A 22,989-nucleotide genomic window follows, 5' to 3' on the forward strand; every position below is an offset into this window, starting at 1 on the left:
TTTCGCAAGAGCAGATGAAAAGCAGAAGGACAGAATATGACCCACCAGTTCCACCCTACCTCCCTTCGTGAATATGACATCCGGGGCATTGTCGGGGAAACGCTGACTGAGAAGGATGCTTATGCGATTGGACGGGGCTTTGGCACCCTGATCGCGCGGGCGGGCGGAAGCCGGGTTGCGGTGGGCTATGACGGGCGGCTCAGCTCCCCAAAAATGGAAGCGGCGCTGGTCCAGGGCCTTAATGAGAGCGGCATTCACGCCGTCAAAATCGGCCTGGGGCCGACGCCGATGCTATATTATGCCGAAGCAGTGCTGGACGTTGATGGCGGCATCCAGATAACCGGCAGCCATAATCCCGCCAATTATAATGGCTTCAAGATGGTATTTCAGCACGCCCCATTTTTCGGCGCTGACATTCAGAAGCTCGGCAAGATGGCGGCCGAAGCAGACTGGGTGGAGGGGGCCGCGGACTCCGAACAAATCGACATCATGGATCGCTATGTCGAGCGGCTCGTCGAGAATTTCGACGGCGCGGCCTACCGCATCGGCTGGGACGCGGGCAATGGCGCCGCCGGCCCAGTGGTGGAGAGGCTGGTCAAGCTCCTGCCGGGAGAGCATCATCTGCTTTTCACCGAAGTCGACGGAAATTTTCCCAACCATCATCCTGATCCTACCGAAGAAAAGAATCTGGCGGATCTGAGAAAGCTTGTCGCGGACAAGAGGCTCGATTTCGGCCTCGCTTTTGACGGCGATGGCGATCGTATCGGAGCGATTGACGGCGAAGGGCGGATCATCTGGGGCGACCAGTTGCTCGCCATATTGGCCGAGCCCGTGCTCAAGGACGAGCCGGAAGCCACGATCATCGCCGACGTGAAGGCTAGCCAGGCGCTTTATGACCGCATTGCCGAGCTAGGCGGCAAGCCGTTGATGTGGAAGACCGGCCACAGCCTTATCAAGTCCAAAATGAAGGAAACGGGCAGCCCGCTCGCGGGTGAAATGAGCGGCCATATCTTCTTCAAGCACCAATATTATGGCTTTGACGACGCCATTTATGCAGCAGTCCGCTTGATTCGCGCGGCGACGGCTCTTGGCAAAAGCGTCACTGAGTTGCGTGGCAGCATGCCTGAGATGGTGAATACGCCCGAAATGCGCTTCCAAGTGGATGAAAGCCGGAAATTCGCGGTGATCGGCGAAGTGCTGGACCGGCTGAAAGCCGCCGGGGCGCAGGTGAACGACACGGACGGGGCGCGGGTGAATACGCCCGATGGCTGGTGGCTGCTGCGAGCGTCCAACACCCAGGACGTTCTCGTCGCCCGCGCGGAGGCCAAGGATCAGGCCGGACTTGACCGGCTGATGGCTCAAATCGACGAACAGCTTGCCCTCTCTGGCCTCGAAAGGGGACCGCAAGCGGCGCACTGAGTGATTTCGAGCCAGATGGAATCATCTGGCGGCTCGGAAATCACGGAGAACATATTAGACTCGTTCCGGTTCGATCAGAACCGGAACGAGTCCAAAAAATTCGAGGGCGAAGGCTGTTGACAAAGGCAAGCTTTCCGTAACGTCATTTGAGTCGTTGCATTTTTTGCAAAGCAGTTTTCGTCTTTCGCAATTGCAAAGAATCACGCTGCGATGCACAAAGAACCTGCCTTTCAGGCATCCTCTCCTAAAACTTCCGGCCGCCCCTCGGGGCGGCCATTTTTTTGTTCACGCAAGCAGTATGCGGGCGGCGGAGCTGGGCGGCAGACCTGCAGGTCTGATAAGCGCAATCTGTGAAATGCCGGGAATCAGCCAGGTTCCATGATCCACATGATGATTCGGAATTGATTCGGGGTGGCTCCCAGGCCGCTGTGGCGCAATCGAAATATGACATGGCGGTGAAGATCCAGAGCGGCGGAATATGTCAAAACCGAAAAAAATTTGAATTTTGTACTTGCAATCCGCTTTGCTGCAGTGCAGAAGGAAAAGGCCTTTCAGGCATCCTCTCCTAAAACTTCAAGCCGCCCTTCGGGGCGGCTTTTTTTCGGATAGCTTCCCGCTCCCGTTCGTTGTTGCCCTATCGCAATGGGTAAAGACGGAGGATGACATGGGCGGCCTTTGGGCATTGCTGACGATCCTGGGGCCCATCTTGCTGGGCTTGGTGCTGATCTATGCGGTGGTCCGCAACCGGACCCGCGCCGGGCGGCGTGGTATCCAGCATACCGAGCGTGCAACCCGCCGGCTTCGCGAAGAGATTGCCCGAGAGGAGCAGGACGAACGCGGTTAGGTCCATCTGGAAAGTTTCTCGCATTCGAGCGGCCCCGGCCCTAAATCCGCTTGATGCTTCACAGCGGCCTTCCTCCCTCATTGCAGCGGTGGTTCGATCACCGGGGATGGGTAGTTCGCCGCCATCAATGGGAAATGCTGGAGGCGGCGCAATCTGGCCGCCATGCCTTGCTGGTGGCGCCGACCGGGGCGGGAAAGACGCTGGCCGGTTTCCTCCCGGTGCTGACCGACCTCATGGAACGGCCCGCCGACGGGCTCCATACCCTTTATATTTCGCCGCTGAAAGCGCTGGCCGTCGATGTCCAGCGCAATCTGCTGACGCCCATATCGGAGATGAAGCTCGATCTTCGGGTGGAGACGCGCACCGGCGACACACCCGCTGACCGCAAGGCACGGCAGCGCGCCCGGCCGCCGCAGATCCTGCTGACCACCCCCGAATCGCTGGCGCTGCTGCTAAGCCATGAAGACAGTTTCGGGATGTTCGCGGATTTGAAGACGGTGATCGTTGACGAGGTGCACGCCTTCGCCACGCAAAAGCGCGGTGACCTGCTCGCCCTGTCGCTCGCCCGCCTGCAGTCCATAGCACCCCGAATGCGGCGCGTGGGCCTGTCGGCCACCGTGGCGGATATCGACAGCTATCGCGCCTGGCTCGCTCCGCACGGGGATATCGATGCCGTGACGCCAGTGATTGGCGATCCGGGTGCCGATCCCAATATCGCAATCTTGCTTCCCGAAGGAAGCGTGCCCTGGTCAGGCCATAGCGCCGTCTATGCCGCCAGGCAGGTAATGGCGGAAATCGAGCGCCATAAAACCACTCTGGTGTTCGCCAATACGCGGGGGCTGGCCGAGCTGATCTTTCAGCAATTATGGGCCGCCAATGACGGGAACCTGCCTATCGGCATCCATCATGGCAGTCTTTCCCGGGAAGCGCGGCGGAAGGTCGAGGCGGCAATGGCCGCCGGCAAGCTGCGCGGTCTTGTCGCCACCGCTTCGCTGGACCTTGGCGTGGACTGGGGCGATGTGGATTGCGTCATTCAGATGGGCGCCCCCAAGGGCAGCTCGCGCCTGCTGCAGCGGATCGGCCGGGCCAATCATCGCCTGGACGAACCAAGTGAAGCCATCATCATTCCCGGCAATCGTTTCGAATATCTGGAGGCGCGGGCGGCGCTGGACGCCGTCGAGTCGGGCGAGCGCGATCCCGACATCTTCCGTCCGGGAAGCCTGGACGTGCTTGCGCAACACATCATGGGCATTGCAAGCGCCGCCCCCTTCCAGGAAACAGAGTTGCTGGAGGAAGTGCGTTCGGCGCTGCCCTATGGCGCGCTTGCGCAAGCGACTTTCCGGGAGGTGCTCGGCTTCATCGAAAATGGCGGCTATGCCCTTAAGGCCTATGATCGTTTCCGCAGGCTGACCCACGACGCAGAAGGCATGTGGCGGGTTTCGCATCCCAAATTCATCCAGCAACACCGGATGAACGCAGGCATCATCGTCGATCAGCCGGTTCTGGACGTCCGCTTCGCCAATGGCAGGAAGCTGGGTACGGTGGAGGAGGGGTTCGCCGCCACCCTGTCGCCTGGCGACCGCTTCTTTTTCTCGGGCCTGTCGCTGGAAGTGGTGAGGATGGACGCCACGGATCTTTTCGTGCGCGCTTCGGCCAAATCGGCGCAGATCCCAAGCTGGGGCGGCACGCGCATGGCCATGTCGACGAACTTGGCGAAGCGGGTGCGGGCCTTCCTTGGCGACTCTGCCCAATGGTCTCGCTTCCCCCTCGATGTGCGCGAATGGCTGGAGGTGCAGGCGTTGCGCTCCTGTCTGCCGGAACCGGGGCAGCTCCTTGTCGAGACCTTCCCGCATGAAGAGCGGCATTATATGGTCGCATACAGCTTTGAAGGATGGAATGCGCACCAGTCGCTTGGCATGCTGCTCACGCGGCGGATGGAGGACAGGGGGCTGCTGCCCATCGGCTTTGTTTCCAACGATTATGCGCTGGGCGTCTACAGCCTGAAACCCGTTCCCAATCCGGCGGAGCTGTTCTCCGCGGATATCCTGGAGCATGAATTTGTCGAATGGGTGGAAAAAAGCTCGCTGCTGAAGCGCGCCTTTCGCGATGTGGCAGTGATCAGCGGCCTTGTCGAACGGCAGCATCCGGGGAAACGCAAGACCGGACGCCAGGTCACCTTCTCCACCGATCTCATCTACGATGTGCTGCGAAAATATGAGCCGGACCATTTGCTGCTAAAGGCCGCGTGGGAGGACGCGAGAGCACGGATGACCGACGTCGGCCGCCTCGCGGGCCTGCTGGAACGCGCATCGGGTACGATGCTTCACATGGACCTGCCGAGGGTCAGCCCGCTCGCCGTGCCGGTACTGATCCTCATTGGCCGCGAACATGTGGCCCAGGCCAGTGCCGAGGATGCGCTGCTGATCGAGGCCGAGAACTTGGCCGCCGAAGCGATGCGGCGGGATTAGCTAGAGCATCGTGCGCAAACGTGGGAACCGGTTTTGCGCGAAAAACGATGCGACAACAAAGAATTAGAGCGCGCGCCCGCGTCAGATTAAACGCAGCGCGCTCTAAACCCTGCATCCCGGACCAAGCTGGCAATCCCCGGCATCGCTCAGTTCCACCTGGATGGTCGCATGGCCGATATGGAACTCGTGCTCCAGCCGTTCCTGAACATCGAAGAGGAAAGCATCTCCCGGATGTCCCGCCGGCATGACAAGATGAACCGTAAGCAGCGTCTCGGTTGTGCTCATCGGCCAGATGTGCAGGTCGTGCACATGGTCCACCCCTGGAAGGGCGGACAGCATGGAGTGGACCGCCTCTACGTCGATTCCTGCCGGAACGGCGGCCAGCGACATCTTCACTGCGTCGACCAGCAGGCCCCATGTATTCCACAGGATGATGGCGGCAATGACGAGGCTCATCACTGGATCGATCCAGCCATAGCCAGTGCCCATCATCACCAGCGCGCCGATCACCACACCTGCCGAAACCGCTGCGTCGGCGGCCATGTGGATGAAGGCGCCCCGGATATTGATGTCGCCCTTGCGCCCGCGCGCAAAGAGCAGGGCAGTTGCGGTGTTGATGACAATGCCGATGGCGGCAACGATGATGACGGTCCGGCCCGCGACCGGCTGCGGATCACCCAGGCGGTTGACCGCCTCCAATGCAATTGCCCCGATCGCGACCAGAAGCAGCAGCGCATTCAGCAGGGCCGCCAATATGGACGACCCGCGCAAGCCGTAAGTGAAACGGGGCGACGGCGAGCGCTTGGCCAGATTTGCTCCAACCCAGGCAATGACGAGCCCCAACACGTCGGAAAGATTATGGCCGGCGTCGGCGAGCAGCGCCATCGACCCTGCGATCAGGCCATAGGAGGCCTCGATCGCCACGAAAATTCCATTAAGGATAATGCCGGTGGCAAAGGCGCGTCCGAAGTCCTGCGCACCATGGCCATGCCCGTTGCCCTGCATGGGCGAATGATGATGGCTTCCGTGCATTCGACCTGACCCTGCCAGCTTATGGAACGGATCTGTATCAGGCGAGATGGAGGTAATGCTAGGACATGCCGTAAGAAAAAGGCGCAGTCGGGGGAAGATGCAGCCTGATTCTGTTTGCAGAAAAGCGGGAAGCAATTACCTTCGTTGTCATTCCTCCCAGTCGCTCAGCATATCGCGAAGCTTCATCAGTGCTGCCTTCTTGATCTGGCAGACCCGCGCTGCCCCGATGTCCAGCGTCTGGCCAATTTCCTCAAGGTTCATTTCCTCGACGAAGTAAAGTTGCAGCACCATTGCCTCCCGCTCGGGAAGCTTGCCGATGCCGTGGGCGAGCGCCTTTTTCAGGGACTCGCGCTCCATGGCATCGTCCGCGCGGTCTTCGACATCGGCGAACCACATGCTCTGGTCGGAATAGACCTCATCCATGCTTTGGTGCTGCGCGATTTCGCTGCTGTCCACGATCTGCCGGTAATCGGCAGGGGAGAGGCCCATCTCCACCGACATTTCGGCGTCGGTGGGCGACCGGCCGAGCCTTTGCTCCAGCCGGTTGCGGGCAGCATTGAGCTGCTTGCGGCGAGCCATGGCCGAGCGGCAGATCGTTGCATGGCGGCGCAGATGATCGATCATCGCACCCCGGATTCGCATCTGGGCATAGCTTGCAAAGCCGAAGCCGCGATCCTCGAAGCTGTTGGCGGCTTCGACGAGAGCCACCATGCCGATCTGCAGCAGGTCCTCAATATCGATGGCGTTGGAAACGCGGCCATGCACATGCCAGCCGATCTTGCGCACCAGCGGCATATATTTTCGCGCCAGCGCCTCGGGCGTCACCGCAACCGCGCGCCGGCCATAGGTCAGGCCATCTTCCTGTGCCCGAATGTCTTGCATCATCATCGTTCAGTCCCCCGACTTTCAGAAGGTTTTTTCCGACGCATTGGGCGTCATGTTGTCCCGCCGGTTCCCCGGTGCCTCGCCTCCGACGACCGCAACCACCTCCACGGGCTTGCTGTCCGGTATCTCCAGGAAGGACAGCACCGGTGTTTCTGGCAGATGCGGCTTGAACAGCCGGGCGAGCGCCCGCCGCGCCACTGGCGACGTGACGATTGCGAAGCTGCGCGCCTGGCCCATAATCGGCCGGGCGGCGGCCAGCACAGCCTCGACGATACGGTTGGCAAGCGCCGGTTCGATGGGATGCTGCGCGCCGCCTGAGACGCGCATCGCCTGCGCCAGCATGGCTTCCAGGTCTCCGTCCAGCGTAATGACGGGTAGCGGCATCTTCACTGGAACCAGGTTCTGGATGATGAGCGATCCTATCCGCTGGCGAATGCCTTCGACGAGCTGATCCGGGCCCGTATCGGCCGCCGCGACATCGATCATTGCCTCGCAGATCCGGCGGAAATCCTTCAGCGGCACGCCTTCGGCAAGAAGCGAACGGCAGACAGCGGCAATGGCGGCGAGCGAAAGCGGATTGGGCGTCAGGCCATCGACGAGCTGCGGCGCCTTTTCCTTGAGCGCGTCGAGCAGCTTGCGCGCCTCATCAAGGCCGAACATTTGCGATGCATTGAGCGCGATCAGGTGATTGAGATGTGTCGCGATGACCGTTGGCGGATCGACGACGGTATAACCCGCGACCACGGCTTCGGACCGCTTGTCCGACGTGATCCATACCGCGTCGAGGCCGAAGGTCGGGTCCTTCGCCTTCCGGCCCGGCACCTCATTTTCCAGGTCACCGCTGTCGAGCGCCAGCAGATCCTCAGGCCAGACCTCGTCCTCGCCCACGATCACGCCTGCGATGGTTATGCGGTAGCAATTGGGCTCCAGCGCCAAATTGTCCTTCACCCGAACCATCGGCACGACAAAGCCGAGTTCACGCGAGAGCTGCTTGCGGATGCCGGTGATCCGCGCCATCAGCGGCGCGCCCTTGCGTTCGTCGACAAGGCCGATCAGGCCATAGCCGATCTCAAGCCCCAATATCGCGCCGTCGGACACGTCGTCCCAATTGATATGGCTGGGGTTCTCCGCCTTTTTCTCTTCGATGAGCGGTTGTTCGGTCGCCTTCTGCTCTGCCTTGCGGAGGCGCCAGGCGGCATAGCCCGCAACACCCGCTGCTGGCAGGATGATCATGTGCGGCATGCCGGGCAGCACGCCCATGACGGTCAGGATGCCGGCCACCGGCGTCCATGCCTTGCCCGAACCAAATTGGCTGGAAATCTGGCCCGAAAGGTCGAGCGGCGAACTCACACGAGTGACGATACCGGCTGCCGCGATTGACAGCAGCAGGGCCGGAACCTGCGCCACCAGCGCGTCGCCAATGGCGAGCAGCACATAGGTCTGCGCCGCTTCTCCCAGCGAAAGGCCATGGCTGACGGTGCCGAGAACGATGCCGCCCACGATATTGATCACAAGGATCAGCACGCCCGCGACCGCGTCGCCCTTCACGAATTTCGAGGCGCCGTCCATCGAGCCGTAGAAGTCCGCCTCGGTCGCGACCTCCTGCCGCCGGGTCTTGGCGTCTTCCGGCGTGATGAGGCCGGCGTTGAGGTCGGCGTCGATCGCCATCTGCTTTCCAGGCAAGGCGTCCAGGGTGAAGCGCGCCGACACTTCCGAGACGCGGCCTGCGCCCTTGGTGATGACGACCAGGTTGATGATCATCAGGATCGCGAAAACAAAGATGCCGACGACATAGTCGCCGCCGATCAGGAAATTGCCAAATGCCTCGATCACATGACCTGCTGCGCCCGGCCCGCTATGGCCGTCGACCAGCACGACCCGGGTGGAGGCGACATTGAGCGACAGCCGCAGGAGCGTCGCGAAGAGCAGCACCGTGGGAAAGCTGGAAAAGTCCAGTGGCCGCGCTGCATTCAGCGCGACCATCAGCACGGCAAGGGAGATCATGATGTTGGTGATGAAGCCGATGTCGAGCACGACCGCTGGAACCGGCACCACCATGAACATGACGAGCATCAGCGTGGCGACCGGCAAGATCGCTCCCTTGGCTGCGCCGATCCACAATTTGCCGTTGACTTCCGTGCGCGTCATTGAGGCCTTACCTTCCAAAAGTCGCCAGCATCAGATAGGCGAGCCGCGCCGTTTCCGGCTGCGGCGCAATAGTGGGGTACCTGCGGCTTTCCAGCCGCGCGGTTTCGATCCGGACATAGTCGGCTGGCTGGACCGGCTGCCCCTCTGGAATTTCCGGCAATTGCTCGCGGGAGGAGGCCGGCAGATAATTGCCGTCGCCGCCCAGTTTCTCGGCAAAGCGCTGCCGCACTTCCGCCAGGCTGCGCGGCGCGCCATTCCGGTCATAGAAGACCCAGCGGTTGGCGGCGGCCGCTGAAGGTAACACCGCCGCAGCCGAGGCCCCAGGGTTCTGGTCATGGGCGCGCAGGAATTTTGCTGCCCCGCCAACACCCAGGAAATGCGCGAGGTAAAGATCGGTCGCGGTAACGGCCCGGCCCAATCGGCTTTCCAGAGTCTCCTGATTATCGGCGGCATGTTCGGCCGCCATGATAGAGGCGACCTCCGGCTGCGTGCGCAGGTCCATGATCTGCTGGCGCAGCGCAGGGTCAGTGACATAATAATGCCCGCCGCTCTTGCCGATCGCATCCGCCGCCCAGCCAAGGCCGTGCTTTGCGCCATGATCGTTGATAACGCCGAGCCAACTCTGATCGATGAATTGATAAAGACCGGTTGCGCTGGACGTGCTCGCGCGCGCATTGGGATTGAGGCTGCTTTCGATCTTCGCCTGATTGAACAGATAGGTGAAGTCGACACCTGTGCGCCGGCTGGCCGTGGCAATGGCATTGGTGACGCGATTGCCGCCTCCTACCCCTCCAATGTCCAGTTCGCCAAATGACGGCACGATCTTTCCTTTAACAGTGGGCAGCAAAAAGCCCCCGATCTCTCGGGGGCTATCAGAGCAATATCCGTGCCAGTTTTACCGCAGCGGCGGAGCGGCAGCGAATATCAGCGTTTGTAGGTGCTGAGCGTCATCCGTCCGCCATGGCGCGCCAGCATATCGACGCGCTGACGGTTGAGGTCCGTCAGGAAATTGACGCGGATGCGCGCGGCTTCTACCAGCGGCATGATTTGCTGGATGCGGCCCGTGACTTCATGCGTATCGCGCCAGGCGCCCTCGGCCCGCACATCCTCCAGCGCCACGCGCACTTCGGCGATCACGGTTTCCAGCCGCTCGATGTCGTCGCCATCCAGCAGTTCGATAAGCTCGGAAAATCCGTTCCCGAGCCGGTCCAGTGCCTGTGCGGTCATTATCGGCTTTCTTTGCCCGGCAGATCCAGATCGATCATCTTTTCCGCGATCTTTTCGGGATCGACCGGATAATTGCCGCTGGCGATCGCCGCCTTGATGTCGGCCACCTTGGCGCTGTCCACAGGCGCGCCTTCAGCAGCCATGCGCGTGGCCGGGCTCTGGGTTTCGGCCGTTTCCGGCGCTTCGGCATTCAGGCCGACGGACGATGACGCCTGACCTTTTGCAGCCTCACGAAGCTTGATCGAATTCAGTGCTGACGCCCGTGCCTGTCCGATGGGTTCAACCATTGATCTCTTCCTTTGCTCGTCCCGCTACGCTCTATAACGGCGGGAGTAAGAATTAATTAAATCCTGGGGCGCTGACCACGCCAACATCAACCACCCGGGCCACGACAGGCGCGGATTTCCGGTCCGCACGAACCCGGATCATGTCTCCCCGGCCGCCATCTTCATCGGCCATCATCTGGGTTGAGACCGAAAAGCTCGATCCCTGAGCGACCATTTCCACCGGATCGCCCTTGCGTACCAGCATGGCCGACCTTGCCGCCGCCGCAGGCATTATCGCCGCGCGGAGCGGCACCCGTATGCGCCAGCCAATTGCTTCGCAACGAACCACCGCGGCTCCCATCACCGGCCCTTCGATGACCGGCGTTCCGGGGCAGGCCGCCAATTTCAGGCGGCGATCGATCGGCGCCACCGGGCCGCCGGGCTGTCCGACCGCCGCGCCGATCCTTGCGATCACCAGCGCCTCAAGGCCGTTGATATCCTCGAAACGCTGCGTCTGGGCCTGGGTCGGCATATTTGCCAAACCGGCCATCAGGGCCGCTGCGGCCATTGCTTTACGCACAATATACTCCTTTGGCATTCCTATCCCATAACGGGTAAGCAAAATATGTGCCAAAGAAGGTCAATCCCTGCTTAATGGCCTATGCTTTTGCCAGATGACGAGTTGCTGGCCTGCAACCGAAGTGGTGCCGCCACGCTGCGCCTCGTCCAAGCCACGGAGTTCTATGTGGGTCTCGGGCAAACCAGCTTCCTGTAGCCCCCTGGCCGCAGCGGCAAGCCGAGCAGCCGCCAATTCCCATCGGTCGAAACGCCGGCCGGCCTTGTCTTCTCCGACTGACGCGATGCGGACAAGCCGCTGTTTCCTATGAGCTTCCGCGCCAATGCGATGAAGCTGAGCCCTTCCCGCCGGCGTCAGCATAGCTTCGCCGCGCTGGAACAGGCGGGATGCAGGAATGGACTGGAAGGCGCTATCGTCCTTGACGGGTCCGAAATAGCGGGAAAGCTGCAAGGCGGCCTCTTCCGCACTGTTGCCGCTGGCATTCAGCAGCACGAAGAAACCAAGTAGCAGCAGGCAGAGATCGGCGAAGCTGAGCGCCCAGCGGCCCCGGCGAAGAGCGGTCATGCCGCTTCCCTGACGCTATTTTGACGGGGACGTGCGACGTCCGCTTGACGCAGGGCGGGTTGAGGACTGACCAGTTCCGCTCGCGCCAGGTCCAGCATCCGGTCCAGTACTTCCAGCTGCCAGCCGATTTCCATTTCCGAGAGCAAAGCCAAGCGCGCGGCAATCGGCCCCGCCACCATATTGGCGAGCACAAGGCCATAAAGGGTGGTCAGCAGGGCGAGCGCCATGGCGGGACCAATGGCGCCGGGATCATCCATGGCCGCGAACATGCGGATAAGGCCGATGATGGTCCCCGCCATGCCAAGTGCTGGCGCCGCATCGGCAATGGCGCTCCATGCGCGGATGACGCCTTGATGGCGTTCCGACCGCGCGGCGAGCTCATCCCTCGCCCAGCGTTCGAATTGAGCTTCATCAGGGGCGTTGGCGAGTTGATCGATGGCGCGCTTGAGGAAGGGGGCGGTTGTGGAGACCCGGTCGGCGCAGCCAATGCCTCTCAAATGGGTCACATGTTCCACACGAAGCATGGCCCGGCGCGCAGCATCCCTGTCGGCGCAGGGGTGCGCGTGCAGCAGGGGACGTAACGTGCCCGGCAAGCGCCGCATATTGTCAGCACCTACCTGAATGAACGCGACCAGCAGCGAACCGGCAAAGACCAGCAGCAAAGCGGAAGGGTCAAAGGTCCTGCCGAGGAAGGCCAGCAATTCCGCCACTTTTCGCTCCATTCCGGCAGGCGGCGGCAAGCCATTGCCGCCGGGCGGCAAAAATTTGCCGCCTTGCTTGCCGCCGACATGGAGAACCGCAGAAAAGCGCACCTCTGGCAGCCCGGACGAGTGGGTATCGCCAAATTGGCACGGCCTTTGCTTTGGTGCTGCCGTTAACCAGCCGCATCGCCTGCAAGGGCAAGAACGGCAATGGGACGGAAAGTTTTAGCGGAGGCCTTCAATGGCGTTGGAAGACAGTTTGTTCGGAGTGCATGGAAAGGCGCTGGCTCTGCGTTCGCAGCGCCTCAGCCTTCTCGCCTCCAACATCGCCAATGCCGCCACGCCCAATTACAAGGCGCGCGACATTGACTTCGACAAGGCGCTGGCAGCCGCGACGCAGCAGGGCGTCAGTACCGATCGTGCCACGACCGCCGCGATGGGCTATCGCGTGCCCCTGCAATCTTCGCTCGACGGCAACACCGTGGAGCTTTCGACCGAGCAGACGCTCTTTGCCGAGAACGCCGTGCAGTACCGGACCACGCTGTCCTTCCTTGAAGGGCGGCTGAACACGATCACGCGCGCGCTGAAGGGAGAATGAGCGCCATGGCCGGTCCCATGAACATCTTCGATATCGCCGGACGCGCCATGTCGGCGCAACTGGTGCGCTTGAATGCGACGGCTTCCAACCTCGCCAATGCGGGAACCGTGACGGGCGATGCAAGGACCGCTTTTCGCGCGATCAAGCCGGTCTTCCAGACGATCGCTGATGAACCCGGCGTCGCCACCGTCAAGGTCGACAAGGTCGTCCAGTCCGACGTCCAGCCCGTCAAGCGCCACGATCCCGGACACCCGCTCGCGGATGCCAATGGCGACGTCTGGGAAGCGGGCGTGGATCAGAGCGCGGAGCTGGTCGAGATGATCGAAACGGCCCGCCAGTATCAGAACAACGTGCAGGTCCTGCAAACCGCCAAGTCGCTGCTGCTCGACACGATAAGGATGGGCAAATGACCACGATAGCCAATGACTATATCTCCAGCCTGACCACGCAGAATAGCGGCGCGAAGACAACAGGTTCGCAGACGATGGACCAGTCGAGCTTCCTGAAGCTCATGTCGGCGCAGCTAAAGATGCAGGATCCCTTTCAGCCCATGGATAATACGCAGATGGTGGCGCAGATGGCGACTTTTTCCCAGGTTGCGGGCACTGCGGAAATGAATGTGTCGCTGAAGAACATCAGCAGCCGGCTCGACGCCATGGCCAACTCCACTTCGCGCATTTCGGACGCGGCCAACTGGATCGGCAAGTCGATGCTGGTCGACGGCGACATCGTCACGCCCGACCGCTACGGCGTCTATGGCGGCGAAGTGAAGCTCGCCGAGGCTGCGGATGGCCTGTCCATCGAGCTGATCGATGCCAGCGGCAATGTCGTCAAGAGCATCGACATGGGAGCAAGGCCGGCTGGCTCGACGGTGCCCTTCTATTGGGACGGCACGGACGAGAACGGCAACATGATCGACAGCCAGGCGCTGCAGGTCGTGGTCAAGGGGGCGAACACCTCCTCCATATCCACCTGGGCCGCGATCGCAGGCGTGCAATCGCCCGCCGATGCAAGTTCGGCCCGCCTCATCACCGCCATTGGCGAATTTTCACCCAGCGATGCGCAGAAGCTGAGCTGAGCGGTTTCACGAAGGAGTAGCAACGCATGTCATTCTACATCTCTCTTTCAGGATTGAAGGCGGCGCAGTCCGACCTCACCACCATTTCCAACAACGTGGCGAACGTCAGTTCCACAGCCTTCAAGAAGAGCCGCGCCGCTTTCGGCGACATCTTCTCCTCCTCGGCGCTTCAGACCTCCGGCACCGTCGCCGGGCAGGGCGTGCGCTTGAATGGCCTGACGCAGCAGTTCACCCAAGGTACGCTGGAAACCACCGACAAGACACTGGATCTTGCCATTACCGGCGAGGGCTTCTTCACTGTCGCCACTGAGTCCGGGCAGATCGGCTACACTCGTAACGGCGCGTTCAGCCTGAACGAGGACCGCTATATCGTGGACACCACGGGCAGCCGGATACAGGCTCTCCCTGTCGATGCGAGCGGCACCGTCACTAGCACGGCTGCGGCGGATCTTACCGATGTGCAGGTTCCCACATCCTATACCAATGCGGCTGGCGAAGTCGTGGACCTGTCCAGCCTCGGCATTTCCAAGACGGGGCTTATCACCGCCACCTTCGCCGATGGCACCACGCAGCCGCTCGGCAGCGTCGCACTTGCCAGCTTCCCGAGCCAAGAGGGCCTGCGCCAGAGCGGCGATGCCCATTGGGAAGCCAATAATGATAGCGGCGGGGCCGTCTATGGCACCGGCGCTTCGGGCCTGTTCGGCACGATCCAGTCGGGTGCGCTCGAACGGTCCAATGTCGACATCACCGAGGAACTGGTCGCTCTCATCTCCGCCCAGCGGAACTTCCAGGCCAATGCAAAGGCCATCGAGTCCGCCAGCACGATGACTCAGGCCATCGTCAACCTGCGGACCTGATAAGAGCGGCTGGGGCAAGGGGCGCTGATCCATGGACAGGCTGGTTCACACGGCTATGACGGCGATGCGGGGTGCGATGGCGCGTCAAACCGCGATCGCCAATAATCTCGCGAACGCAGCTACCATCGGCTTTCGCGCGGAAATTGCCAATGCGAACACGACCTGGCTCAATGGCCCTGGCCTCAACGCTCGCGCCCAGGCGACCGAACAGGTGATCGCCGCCGACATGGCATCGGGATCGGTTACGCAAACAGACAATCCGCTCGATGTCGCGATGAACGGCGACGCCCTGCTTGCCGTGCAGGCCCCGGATGGGGACGAGGCCTATACACGGCGGGGCGACCTGAAGCTCAGTGACAGCGGGCTGCTGACGACGGGCGACGGCAATCCGGTGCTTGGGGACGGGGGCCCCATCACCCTGCCGCCCGCCGACAGCATCACCATCGCCAAGGATGGCGGCATCTGGATCGTACCCCAGGGCGGCGATCCTGCCCAGCCGCAGCAGGTCGACCGGCTGAAACTCGTATCGCCCAAGGGATCGCAGATCGCCAAGGGACTGGACGGCCTGTTCCGCGAGAAGAATGGCGGAACCCTGCCCCAGGATCCTGAGGGCGGCGTCACCGCAGAGGCGCTGGAAGGCTCCAATGTCAACGCGACCCAGGCGCTCGTTCAGATGATCGAGGCGAGCCGCGCCTGGGAGACACAGATCAAGCTCGTCAGCACCGCCAAGGAGCTGGACGATGGCGGCGCCAGCCTGATGCGGCTGCCGGATTGAAGATGAAACTGAGGTACGCGCATATATAAATTGGCACGGTTTGTGCTTGTTGGAACATAGGCTCCTGCTTTCGCTGGAGCGACAATGCGAATGGAATAAAGGGGACCGACCATGACCAATGCTGCTCTGCATGTCGCCCGCACCGGGCTGGACGCGCAAAATCTGAAGATGCAGGTCATCGCCAACAACCTCGCCAACGTGAACACCACGGGCTTCAAAAAGGACCGGGCGAATTTTGAGACGCTCGCCTATCAGCAGATCGTGGCGCAGGGCGCCTCTTCGGACGGGCAGAACCAGTTTGCAGTCGGCCTTTCGCTGGGTTCGGGCGTGCAGATGGCCGGAACCGCCCGGATGGAATCGCAAGGATCGCTGACCACGACCGGCAATGGCCTGGACCTCGCCATTGAAGGCCAGGGCTATTTCCAGGTGCAGATGGCCGACGGCACCACCGCCTACACCCGCGCAGGCAATTTCAGCCTGTCGAGCGAAGGCGTTATCGTGACGCCGGACGGTCAGCCGCTGCAACCGCAGATCCAGATACCAGAAGGCGCGACCGGCCTGACCATCGGTTCGGACGGCACCGTGTCAGCGACGCTGGCGGGAGAATCTGAGCCGACCGAGCTAGGCCGCATCGAAACCGCACGCTTCGTCAATCCGGCCGGACTCCAGGCGCTGGGCAACAATCTTTACACCGAAACGGCCGCCAGCGGTCAGGCGCAGACTGGTGCGGCAGGGACCGAAGGACGCGGCGCGTTGCGCCAGGGCGCGCTTGAAGGTTCCAACGTCAATGTCGTCGAGGAACTGGTCGACATGATCGAGACCCAGCGCGCCTATGAGGTCAACAGCAAGATGATCTCAGCCACTGACGAGATGCTGCAATATGCCAACCAGAACATGTAAGATGCGCGCCGTGGCAACAACTCTTCGTCACCGTTCGTCCCGAGCGAAGTCGAGGGACGTTGGCTTGGCGCGAGGTACCTCGACTTCGCTCGGTACAAACGGTTTCGTGTTGGCGATGACAGGCTTGGTCCTTGCCGGCTTGAGCGCACCCGCCCAGGCGCGTGAGGCGAAGGCTGACTATGCACCGACCTATGCGCAACCCACGAACGGGCAGTCGGCCAATGGCTCCATCTTTCAGGCCGCGCACGGCTATGCCCCGCTCACCAGCGGGACGCGGGCGTCGATGGTCGGCGACATATTGACCATCGCGCTTGTGGAACGGACGCAGGCCAAGAAAAGCACCGGCCAGACCACCGACCGGTCCGGCAGCATCGGCCTTACCCCGCCCAGCACCGGACCGCTGTCCTTCTTTTCGAGCAGCGACATCGGCGCGGGGGGATCCCAGGATTTCACCGGCGGCGGCGAGGCGGAACAGTCGAACGCACTTTCGGGAGAAATCACCGTCACCATTGCCCAGGTCTTCCCCAATGGCACGATGCTGGTGCGCGGGGAAAAGCAGCTTACGCTCAATCGCGGCGATGAGTTCATCCAAATTTCGGGCCTTGTCCGCCAATCGGACATCGGGCCGGACAATCGCGTCGCTTCCACCCGGGTGGCCGATGCCAGGATCACCTATTCCGGCAAGGGCGAATTTGCGCGCTCCAGCAGACAAGGCTGGCTGCAGCGTTTCTTCTCCCGGATCAGCCCCTTCTGATGGAGCCCGCCATGACCTTCCTGTCCCGTTTCCTTGCTTTCCTTGTGTTCGCGCTGCTGTCGGTCAGCCCCGCTGCAGCCGAGCGCATCAAGGATCTCGGCGGCTTCCAGAGCCTGCGCGCCAACCAGCTCACGGGCTATGGCATTGTCGTGGGCCTTGCCGGAACGGGTGACGACAGCCTCGATTATTCGACGCAAGGCGTCAAAGGAATGGTGTCGCGTTTCGGCCTGACACTGCCCGCCGGCGTCAATCCGGCGCTCAAAAATGCAGCGGCGGTGATGGTGACGGCGGAGCTCCCCGCCTTCGCCAAGCCTGGCCAGCGGCTCGACATCACCGTGTCGGCGCTTGGCAAGGCCAAGTCGCTGCGCGGCGGTACGCTGGTGATGACGCCTCTGCGCGGCGCGGACGGGCAGATCTATGCAATGGCGCAGGGCAACCTTGCCGTTGGCGGCCTTGGCGTTGAAGGCGCGGACGGTTCCAAGCTTTCGGTCAACATCCCTTCGGCCGGACGCATACCGGGCGGAGCGACGGTTGAACAGGCGGTCGCGACGGGCTTTGCGGACAGCCCGTCGCTGACCTTCAACCTGAACGAGGCGGACCTTACGACGGCGCTGCGCGTCGCCGACGCCATCAACCTCACCTTCGGCGACAATCGCGCGCGGGCGTTGGATGCTGTTTCGATCGCCATCAATGCAGAGCCGGGCGCGGAGAAGCGCATCATGATGATGGGCCTTATCGAGAACATCAATGTGAAGCCGGCGGAGGCCCCCGCAAGGGTCATCGTGAATGCGCGCACCGGCACGGTCGTCATCAATGGCGCGGTGCGGATCAATCCCGCCGCCGTCAGTCATGGCAAGCTCACCGTCCGGGTAGGCGAAGCGCCGCGCGTGGTGCAACCGCTGCCCTTCTCCAAGGGCGAAACGGCGGTTGAGCAATCGAGCACGCTCGATGTCAATGAAGAACGCAATCCCATGTTCGAGTTCAGGGGTGGCGCCTCGCTCGCTGACATTGTGAAGGCGGTGAATGCGATCGGCAGCTCGCCTGCCGACCTGGTCGCCATTCTGGAGGCGCTGAAGCAGGCGGGCGCCATGAAGGCTGAATTGGTGGTGCTGTAATGGATACAGGCAAGATCACAGGGTCAAACGGTTCCGTCGCGGCTGCTGCAACAGCCGCGGCGGATCGGGATGGCCTCAAACAGGCGGCAATGGAGTTCGAAGCGGTCTTCGTCCGCCAGATGATCGCCTCCATGCGGTCGGCCGGCCTGGGCGAGGACCTTCTGGGTTCCAGCGCGGGCGACCAGTTTCGCGACATGTCCGATGCGCGCATTGCCGACAGCATGGCGCATAGCGGCGGCCTTGGCATCGCGACGATGCTGCTGAAACAGTTCGAGAGACGGATATGAGCGATCTCCTCTCCATCGGCGCGTCAGGCACCAAGGCCTACAGGGCGGCGCTGGCGGCGATTTCGGAGAATATCTCAAACGCGGACACCGCCAATTATGCGCGCCGGTCGATCCGAACCACCGAATCCGCCGTGTCCACCAGCACCTCCATCTATTATGTGCCAAGCGCAACGTTCGGGGGCGTCGAAATTGCGGGCGTGGTTCGGGCGCACGATCCCTATCTTGACGCCGCTGCCCGGCTGACGGGCAATCAGTTGGGCAGCGCCGCCGCACGGGGCCGCTGGCTGACAGAGGTTGAAACAGCGCTCAACGATACGGAAAATGGCGTCGGTCAGCTCATGACCACCATGTTCGCCTCCGCCGAGACGCTGGCTGCCAATCCCGGCAGCGAAACGCTGCGCGTGAATTTCCTGTTCAACGTCGAACAGGTAGTCACTGCCTTTCAGCAGACCGCAACCAACCTCCAGAATGTTTCGAAAGGTATTGGATCGGATGCGTCGGTGAGCGTGTCGGCCATCAACGACGCTCTGGGCGAGCTTGCGCGTGTCAATGATGGTTTGCGCCGCATCTCTCCCGGCACCACGGCAGAGGCCCAATTGCTGGACAGCCGCGATGCAGCGCTCGCCATGCTGACAAGCCAGCTCGACGTCGACATCGCCTTTGGAAACAATGGCACCGTCACCGTCCAATATGCCGGACAGGACATTGTCGCCAATGGCAGCGCTGGCAGCTTTGCCGTCACCCAGAATGCCGACGGCACATTGTCGCTGTCGCTGGACGGCACCGCAATTGCGGCTCCTGGGGGAGGAGAGCTTGGCGGCCTCTTCACAAGCGCCACCATCACCAGCGGCCGCATGACAAGCGTGGATGCGCTTGCCGTGCAATTTGCGCAGGAGATGAACAGTTGGCACCAGAGCGGCTTCACCTCCGCAGGCGTCGCTGGCGGAGCGCTGTTGTCGGCCGGCACCACCGCCGCGTCGCTTCAACTGCTGATCAGTGACAGCGCCGATCTGGCAATCGCATCGGCCGACGGCACGGCCAATGGAAATCTGCTCACCATCAACGCTATCCGGGGAACCGGCAGCGCGGAGGACGGCTGGACGCAACTGGTCAGCACCCATGCCACCCTGCTGACCTCTACGCTCAGCGAAGAAAAGACTGCCGCCGCGCGGGACGAACAGGCCCGGGCGGCGAGGGAGTCGGTTTCGGGCGTCGACCTTGACCTTGAAGCCGCCGAACTGCTTCGCATGCAGCAGGCCTATGCCGGCTGCGCCAAGATCATCCAGATGGCGCGGGAAACCTTCCAGTCCATCCTTGAAGTCATGTAAGGATCAACCGCCATGGTCGCGATCAGCCGTCAAACCGTCGCCGATGAAATCAAGCGCCAGCAGGTGCTGACCCAGGAAATCGCCAAGGCGCAGGTGGCGGTGTCCAGCGGCAAGCGGCTGAACGCCCCGTCTGACGATGTTCATGCCTGGGTCGAAATTTCGGAGATCGGCCGCCTTCAGGCAAGCTATGCCGCCTGGACCCAGAATATTGGCTATGGTGAAAGCCGGGCGGAAAAGGCCCAGACCAATCTCAATCAGATCAACAGCCTGATGACGCGGGCGAAGGAGTTGGTACTGCAGGCGTCATCGACTCCCACAGGCGATTCCGGGCGCGCTGCCGTTGTAACTGAACTGACGGCATTGCGCGAAACGCTGTCCGATCTGATTAATGAAACGGATTTTCAGGGTATTCCGGTATTCGACGATTCGACGACCGTCAAAATCCCCGTCGGGCGGGGCATCCAGCTTGAGGCGGTGGGCACGCGTCAATCAATCTCCGAAGGCATAGACGTAAATGGAACGCCCATGTCGCTGGACGACATCCTCGCCGCCGCCATTGCCGCAGTGGAGAGCGGCGATGATGCAGCGCGTATGGCTGCATTGGGAGGCGTGGAAGATGGCCTCGACCACATCATCAACCAGCAAGCCAAGCAGGGCATCCGGGCGGAGCGCCTAGCCACCTTTTCCGAGCGATTGCAGGATGTGTTGCTGACACTTAAGGAACGGCGTTCGACGCTGGAGGACACCGATCTCACTGAAACCATTGCCAGGATTCAGCAGAAGCTCCTGACGCTGGAAGCGGCTCAATCGGCCTTTGCCCGGATCAACAAGCAGTCGCTGTTCGACCTGATCGGGTGAATGGGGCTTCAGGTTTGAGACCAAGGCCGTCGCCCCTGCGCAGGGACGACGGCGTGGTCAGGGCTTTACCAGAGACCAGATCTCTTTGAATTGTTCCGGGAATTGACGTCTTTACTCAACGAAGAACGGGTAATCGATGTAGCCTTGTTCGCCGCCACCATAAAAGGTTGCCGGATATACCGGATTAAGGGGAAGGCCGTCTCGAAACCGCCGAACAAGATCGGGGTTGGCCAGGAAAGGCACGCCGAACGCCACCAAATCTGCCGTGCCTTCAGCGACGGCCTTTTTCGCGGCATCCAGATCATAGCCCTTATTTGCGATGTAGCAGCCGGAAAAACTGGATCGCAGCGCGCCATAATCGACAGAGGGCGAATTGGACACAATGTCGCCTTCGAGAAAATGCACATAAGCCAAACCCCGTTGGCTCAATTCCCGCACAAAATAGTTAAAGTGCGTCTGGGGAGCAGAGTCTGACATCGAATTGAAGCTGTTTTCCGGGGTCAAACGCACACCCACTCGTCCGGCTGGCCAGATGCGGCTCACTGCGTCGATAATCTCGTTCAAAAGCCGCATGCGGTTGCTGACGTTTCCGCCATAAGCGTCGGCGCGATGATTGGAGCCGTCGCGCAAAAACTGGTCGATCAGATATCCGTTGCCGCCATGCAGTTCGATGCCGTCGAAGCCTGCGCGCCGGGCCAATTCGGCGGCATGTTGGAATTGCGCGACAATGTCGGGAATTTCACCCTCATCCAATGCGCGGGGCGTCACGAAATCCTGCATGCCTTCATATGTCACCGCTTGCCCGGACGGCCGAACGGACGACGGAGCGACAGGCGTGGCGCCGTCGGCTTGCATGTTGGGATGCGAAATCCGCCCGCAATGTTGAAGCTGCACGAAGATGCGCCCTCCTGATTCATGCACTGCATTCGTCAGGGGCAACCAGCTTTCCGCCTGTTCCTCAGTGTACAGGCCAGGGGAGAAGGGGTAGCCTACAGCCTGGGCAGAAACCGCCGTGGATTCTGCAACGATCAGGCCCGCGCTGGCCCGCTGCGCATAATAATCGACCATCATCGGGGTCACGTTGCCGTTCCGATCGGCACGGTTGCGCGTCATCGGCGCCATAACCAGGCGGTTCGACAAAGACAGACCTTCAAGGTCAAAAGTATTGAATAAGTCGGAATTCATGATTTTCCCTGTCTACAAAGGTTATAGGGATAGGATAACGTTGGAAGGAAATTGAAAATAATTTCAATGGATGTATTTATAAATTTATTTAGTTTTACTTGTATTTGCGGATGTAACTTCCGGCGCATTGCTGGATGCCTTTTCTATCAAAGAGGCGACTTCTGCAGGTTTGGAAATATAGACTGCATGGCTCGCATCGACTTCGATCGTCGTGGCGCGCATCCGGCCTGCCATGGCGCGCTGTGCTGCCGGGGGGATCATGTGATCTTGCGTTGCGATCAGATACCAGCTCGGCTTGGCCGCCCAAGCTGGCGAACGCACCGTCTCCTGTAGCGCGCCCATTCCCCACGGAACCTGCGAATCCGCCATGAAGGCAGCGGTTTTGGCATCGACGTCCGCCGCAACCGCCTCGCGAAATTTGGAGCGGTCGAGGAGAAGTTGCCCATCTGCTGTGGGTACAATGGGGGGAGCGGAAGTGCCAGGTTTGGCATTGGCGCTGAGCGATGCCACCGACTCTCCCTTATCAGGCGCAAAGGCCGCAACATAGACCAGGCTGGCGACCTTCGGGTCCATTCCCGCCTCGGTGATGACCGCGCCGCCATAAGAATGACCCACCAGGACAACCGGCCCATTGGTTGCCTCTATTGCCCGCCTTGTCGCCGCAACATCGTCTGCAAGCAATGTTGTTGAATTTTGAACGACCGTGACATCATAGCCGTCCCGTTTGAGGATGTTATAAACTCCCTTCCATCCCGAACCGTCCACAAAGGCGCCATGCACCAATATGACCGACGCCTTCTTCGGGGAGGCGGTGTCAGCGAAGGCGGCTGATGCCGAAGAAATTCCTGCGGCTGCGACCATTGCCGAGCAGGCAAGTCTAATCAGCGGATTGGGCATGGAAATACTCCTGTCGTCAGTATTGAGTGCCACCCATCATTGATTATAAGGAGATCGATAATAGGGAAAAATTGCACGTCACTATTGCAGGAATTGAAACAATTTAGGGGCTCTTGGCACCGCGCATGCGCCGCCTTTCAAGCGCAGCACGCTCACGATCCGAGGAGTCGGCGGCCTGGATTGCCGGATCGGCACGCTGTCATAGGTGCCGTTGGGCAAAAGAATG

General features: G+C 61.3%; 25 protein-coding genes. 14 read left to right on the plus strand and 11 right to left on the minus strand.

Annotated features, from left to right (window positions below; genetic code table 11):
• Nucleotides 1-36: 36 nt before the first annotated feature.
• The 3 genes from pgmG to VJS46_RS12140 all read left to right on the plus strand — a co-directional run bounded on the left by pgmG (nucleotide 37) and on the right by VJS46_RS12140 (nucleotide 4,731).
• A complete protein-coding gene (gene pgmG / locus VJS46_RS12130; RefSeq protein WP_324060318.1) occupies nucleotides 37-1,419 on the plus strand; it encodes a phosphoglucomutase/phosphomannomutase PgmG in 1,383 nt (460 codons plus the stop codon).
• A gap of 664 nt (nucleotides 1,420-2,083) precedes the next feature.
• Nucleotides 2,084-2,263: a hypothetical protein gene (locus VJS46_RS12135; protein ID WP_324060319.1), complete on the plus strand. Its 180-nt coding sequence runs from the start codon at nucleotides 2,084-2,086 to the stop codon at nucleotides 2,261-2,263.
• Nucleotides 2,264-2,316: 53 nt separating this feature from the next.
• Nucleotides 2,317-4,731, plus strand: a complete 2,415-nt coding sequence (locus tag VJS46_RS12140; protein WP_324060320.1) for a ligase-associated DNA damage response DEXH box helicase — start codon at nucleotides 2,317-2,319, stop codon at nucleotides 4,729-4,731.
• Between the two features lie 102 nt (nucleotides 4,732-4,833).
• Here VJS46_RS12140 and VJS46_RS12145 read toward each other — a convergent pair whose 3' ends face one another.
• The 9 genes from VJS46_RS12145 to VJS46_RS12185 all read right to left on the minus strand — a co-directional run bounded on the left by VJS46_RS12145 (nucleotide 4,834) and on the right by VJS46_RS12185 (nucleotide 12,131).
• Nucleotides 4,834-5,763: a cation diffusion facilitator family transporter gene (locus VJS46_RS12145; protein ID WP_324060321.1), complete on the minus strand. Its 930-nt coding sequence runs from the start codon at nucleotides 5,761-5,763 to the stop codon at nucleotides 4,834-4,836.
• 147 nt (nucleotides 5,764-5,910) lie between these two features.
• Complete coding sequence (locus VJS46_RS12150) at nucleotides 5,911-6,645, minus strand: FliA/WhiG family RNA polymerase sigma factor (protein WP_324060360.1); 735 nt, start codon at nucleotides 6,643-6,645, stop codon at nucleotides 5,911-5,913.
• 24 nt (nucleotides 6,646-6,669) lie between these two features.
• Nucleotides 6,670-8,796 carry a flagellar biosynthesis protein FlhA gene (flhA, locus tag VJS46_RS12155; protein ID WP_324060322.1) on the minus strand — a complete coding sequence of 709 codons (2,127 nt, stop codon included), beginning with the start codon at nucleotides 8,794-8,796 and terminating at the stop codon, nucleotides 6,670-6,672.
• 7 nt (nucleotides 8,797-8,803) lie between these two features.
• Nucleotides 8,804-9,616 carry a lytic transglycosylase domain-containing protein gene (locus tag VJS46_RS12160; protein ID WP_324060323.1) on the minus strand — a complete coding sequence of 271 codons (813 nt, stop codon included), beginning with the start codon at nucleotides 9,614-9,616 and terminating at the stop codon, nucleotides 8,804-8,806.
• A gap of 104 nt (nucleotides 9,617-9,720) precedes the next feature.
• Nucleotides 9,721-10,023 (minus strand): hypothetical protein, encoded by a 303-nt coding sequence (locus VJS46_RS12165; RefSeq protein ID WP_324060324.1) that lies wholly within the window; start codon nucleotides 10,021-10,023, stop codon nucleotides 9,721-9,723.
• Nucleotides 10,023-10,310, minus strand: a complete 288-nt coding sequence (flgM, locus tag VJS46_RS12170; RefSeq protein ID WP_324060325.1) for a flagellar biosynthesis anti-sigma factor FlgM — start codon at nucleotides 10,308-10,310, stop codon at nucleotides 10,023-10,025. Before flgM ends, VJS46_RS12165 begins: the two co-directional genes overlap by 1 nt.
• 52 nt (nucleotides 10,311-10,362) lie before the next feature.
• Nucleotides 10,363-10,872, minus strand: a complete 510-nt coding sequence (locus tag VJS46_RS12175) for a flagella basal body P-ring formation protein FlgA (protein WP_414708013.1) — start codon at nucleotides 10,870-10,872, stop codon at nucleotides 10,363-10,365.
• A gap of 57 nt (nucleotides 10,873-10,929) precedes the next feature.
• On the minus strand, nucleotides 10,930-11,430 hold the full coding sequence (locus tag VJS46_RS12180; RefSeq protein ID WP_324060327.1) for a flagellar motor protein MotB: 501 nt from the start codon (nucleotides 11,428-11,430) through the stop codon (nucleotides 10,930-10,932).
• Nucleotides 11,427-12,131, minus strand: a complete 705-nt coding sequence (locus VJS46_RS12185; RefSeq protein WP_414708014.1) for a motility protein A — start codon at nucleotides 12,129-12,131, stop codon at nucleotides 11,427-11,429. The genes VJS46_RS12180 and VJS46_RS12185 overlap by 4 nt, the downstream gene beginning before the upstream one ends.
• 241 nt (nucleotides 12,132-12,372) lie before the next feature.
• Between VJS46_RS12185 and flgB the strand changes: the two genes are divergently transcribed.
• From flgB to VJS46_RS12240, 11 genes are all read left to right on the plus strand, one after another.
• Complete coding sequence (gene flgB, locus VJS46_RS12190) at nucleotides 12,373-12,729, plus strand: flagellar basal body rod protein FlgB (protein WP_324060328.1); 357 nt, start codon at nucleotides 12,373-12,375, stop codon at nucleotides 12,727-12,729.
• 17 nt (nucleotides 12,730-12,746) lie between these two features.
• Nucleotides 12,747-13,139, plus strand: a complete 393-nt coding sequence (gene flgC / locus VJS46_RS12195) for a flagellar basal body rod protein FlgC (RefSeq protein ID WP_414708015.1) — start codon at nucleotides 12,747-12,749, stop codon at nucleotides 13,137-13,139.
• Nucleotides 13,136-13,807, plus strand: a complete 672-nt coding sequence (locus VJS46_RS12200; protein WP_324060330.1) for a flagellar hook assembly protein FlgD — start codon at nucleotides 13,136-13,138, stop codon at nucleotides 13,805-13,807. The genes flgC and VJS46_RS12200 overlap by 4 nt, the downstream gene beginning before the upstream one ends.
• A gap of 26 nt (nucleotides 13,808-13,833) precedes the next feature.
• Nucleotides 13,834-14,664: a flagellar hook-basal body complex protein gene (locus tag VJS46_RS12205; protein ID WP_324060331.1), complete on the plus strand. Its 831-nt coding sequence runs from the start codon at nucleotides 13,834-13,836 to the stop codon at nucleotides 14,662-14,664.
• Nucleotides 14,665-14,695: 31 nt separating this feature from the next.
• Entirely contained in the window at nucleotides 14,696-15,439 is a 744-nt protein-coding gene (locus VJS46_RS12210; protein WP_324060332.1) for a flagellar basal body rod protein FlgF, read from the plus strand.
• A gap of 111 nt (nucleotides 15,440-15,550) precedes the next feature.
• Nucleotides 15,551-16,339: a flagellar basal-body rod protein FlgG gene (gene flgG / locus VJS46_RS12215; protein WP_324060333.1), complete on the plus strand. Its 789-nt coding sequence runs from the start codon at nucleotides 15,551-15,553 to the stop codon at nucleotides 16,337-16,339.
• Between the two features lie 115 nt (nucleotides 16,340-16,454).
• Nucleotides 16,455-17,093, plus strand: a complete 639-nt coding sequence (locus tag VJS46_RS12220) for a flagellar basal body L-ring protein FlgH (RefSeq protein WP_324060334.1) — start codon at nucleotides 16,455-16,457, stop codon at nucleotides 17,091-17,093.
• 11 nt (nucleotides 17,094-17,104) lie between these two features.
• Nucleotides 17,105-18,208, plus strand: a complete 1,104-nt coding sequence (locus tag VJS46_RS12225; protein WP_324060335.1) for a flagellar basal body P-ring protein FlgI — start codon at nucleotides 17,105-17,107, stop codon at nucleotides 18,206-18,208.
• Nucleotides 18,208-18,495, plus strand: coding sequence for a rod-binding protein (locus VJS46_RS12230; RefSeq protein WP_324060336.1), 288 nt, complete (start codon nucleotides 18,208-18,210; stop codon nucleotides 18,493-18,495). The genes VJS46_RS12225 and VJS46_RS12230 overlap by 1 nt, the downstream gene beginning before the upstream one ends.
• Complete coding sequence (flgK, locus tag VJS46_RS12235; RefSeq protein ID WP_324060337.1) at nucleotides 18,492-19,823, plus strand: flagellar hook-associated protein FlgK; 1,332 nt, start codon at nucleotides 18,492-18,494, stop codon at nucleotides 19,821-19,823. Before VJS46_RS12230 ends, flgK begins: the two co-directional genes overlap by 4 nt.
• Before the next feature lie 12 nt (nucleotides 19,824-19,835).
• On the plus strand, nucleotides 19,836-20,681 hold the full coding sequence (locus VJS46_RS12240) for a flagellin (protein ID WP_324060338.1): 846 nt from the start codon (nucleotides 19,836-19,838) through the stop codon (nucleotides 20,679-20,681).
• Nucleotides 20,682-20,792: 111 nt separating this feature from the next.
• On the opposite strand, the gene VJS46_RS12245 is transcribed toward VJS46_RS12240, so the two are convergent.
• The gene (locus tag VJS46_RS12245; RefSeq protein WP_324060339.1) at nucleotides 20,793-21,866 is read right to left on the minus strand and encodes an alkene reductase; all 1,074 of its coding nucleotides are present in this window, start codon (nucleotides 21,864-21,866) and stop codon (nucleotides 20,793-20,795) included.
• 84 nt (nucleotides 21,867-21,950) lie between these two features.
• The gene (locus VJS46_RS12250; protein ID WP_324060340.1) at nucleotides 21,951-22,763 is read right to left on the minus strand and encodes an alpha/beta hydrolase; all 813 of its coding nucleotides are present in this window, start codon (nucleotides 22,761-22,763) and stop codon (nucleotides 21,951-21,953) included.
• Between the last annotated feature and the right edge of the window lie 226 nt (nucleotides 22,764-22,989).

The sequence above is a fragment of the Rhizorhapis sp. genome (genome assembly GCF_035276005.1).
GTDB lineage: Bacteria > Pseudomonadota > Alphaproteobacteria > Sphingomonadales > Sphingomonadaceae > Rhizorhapis.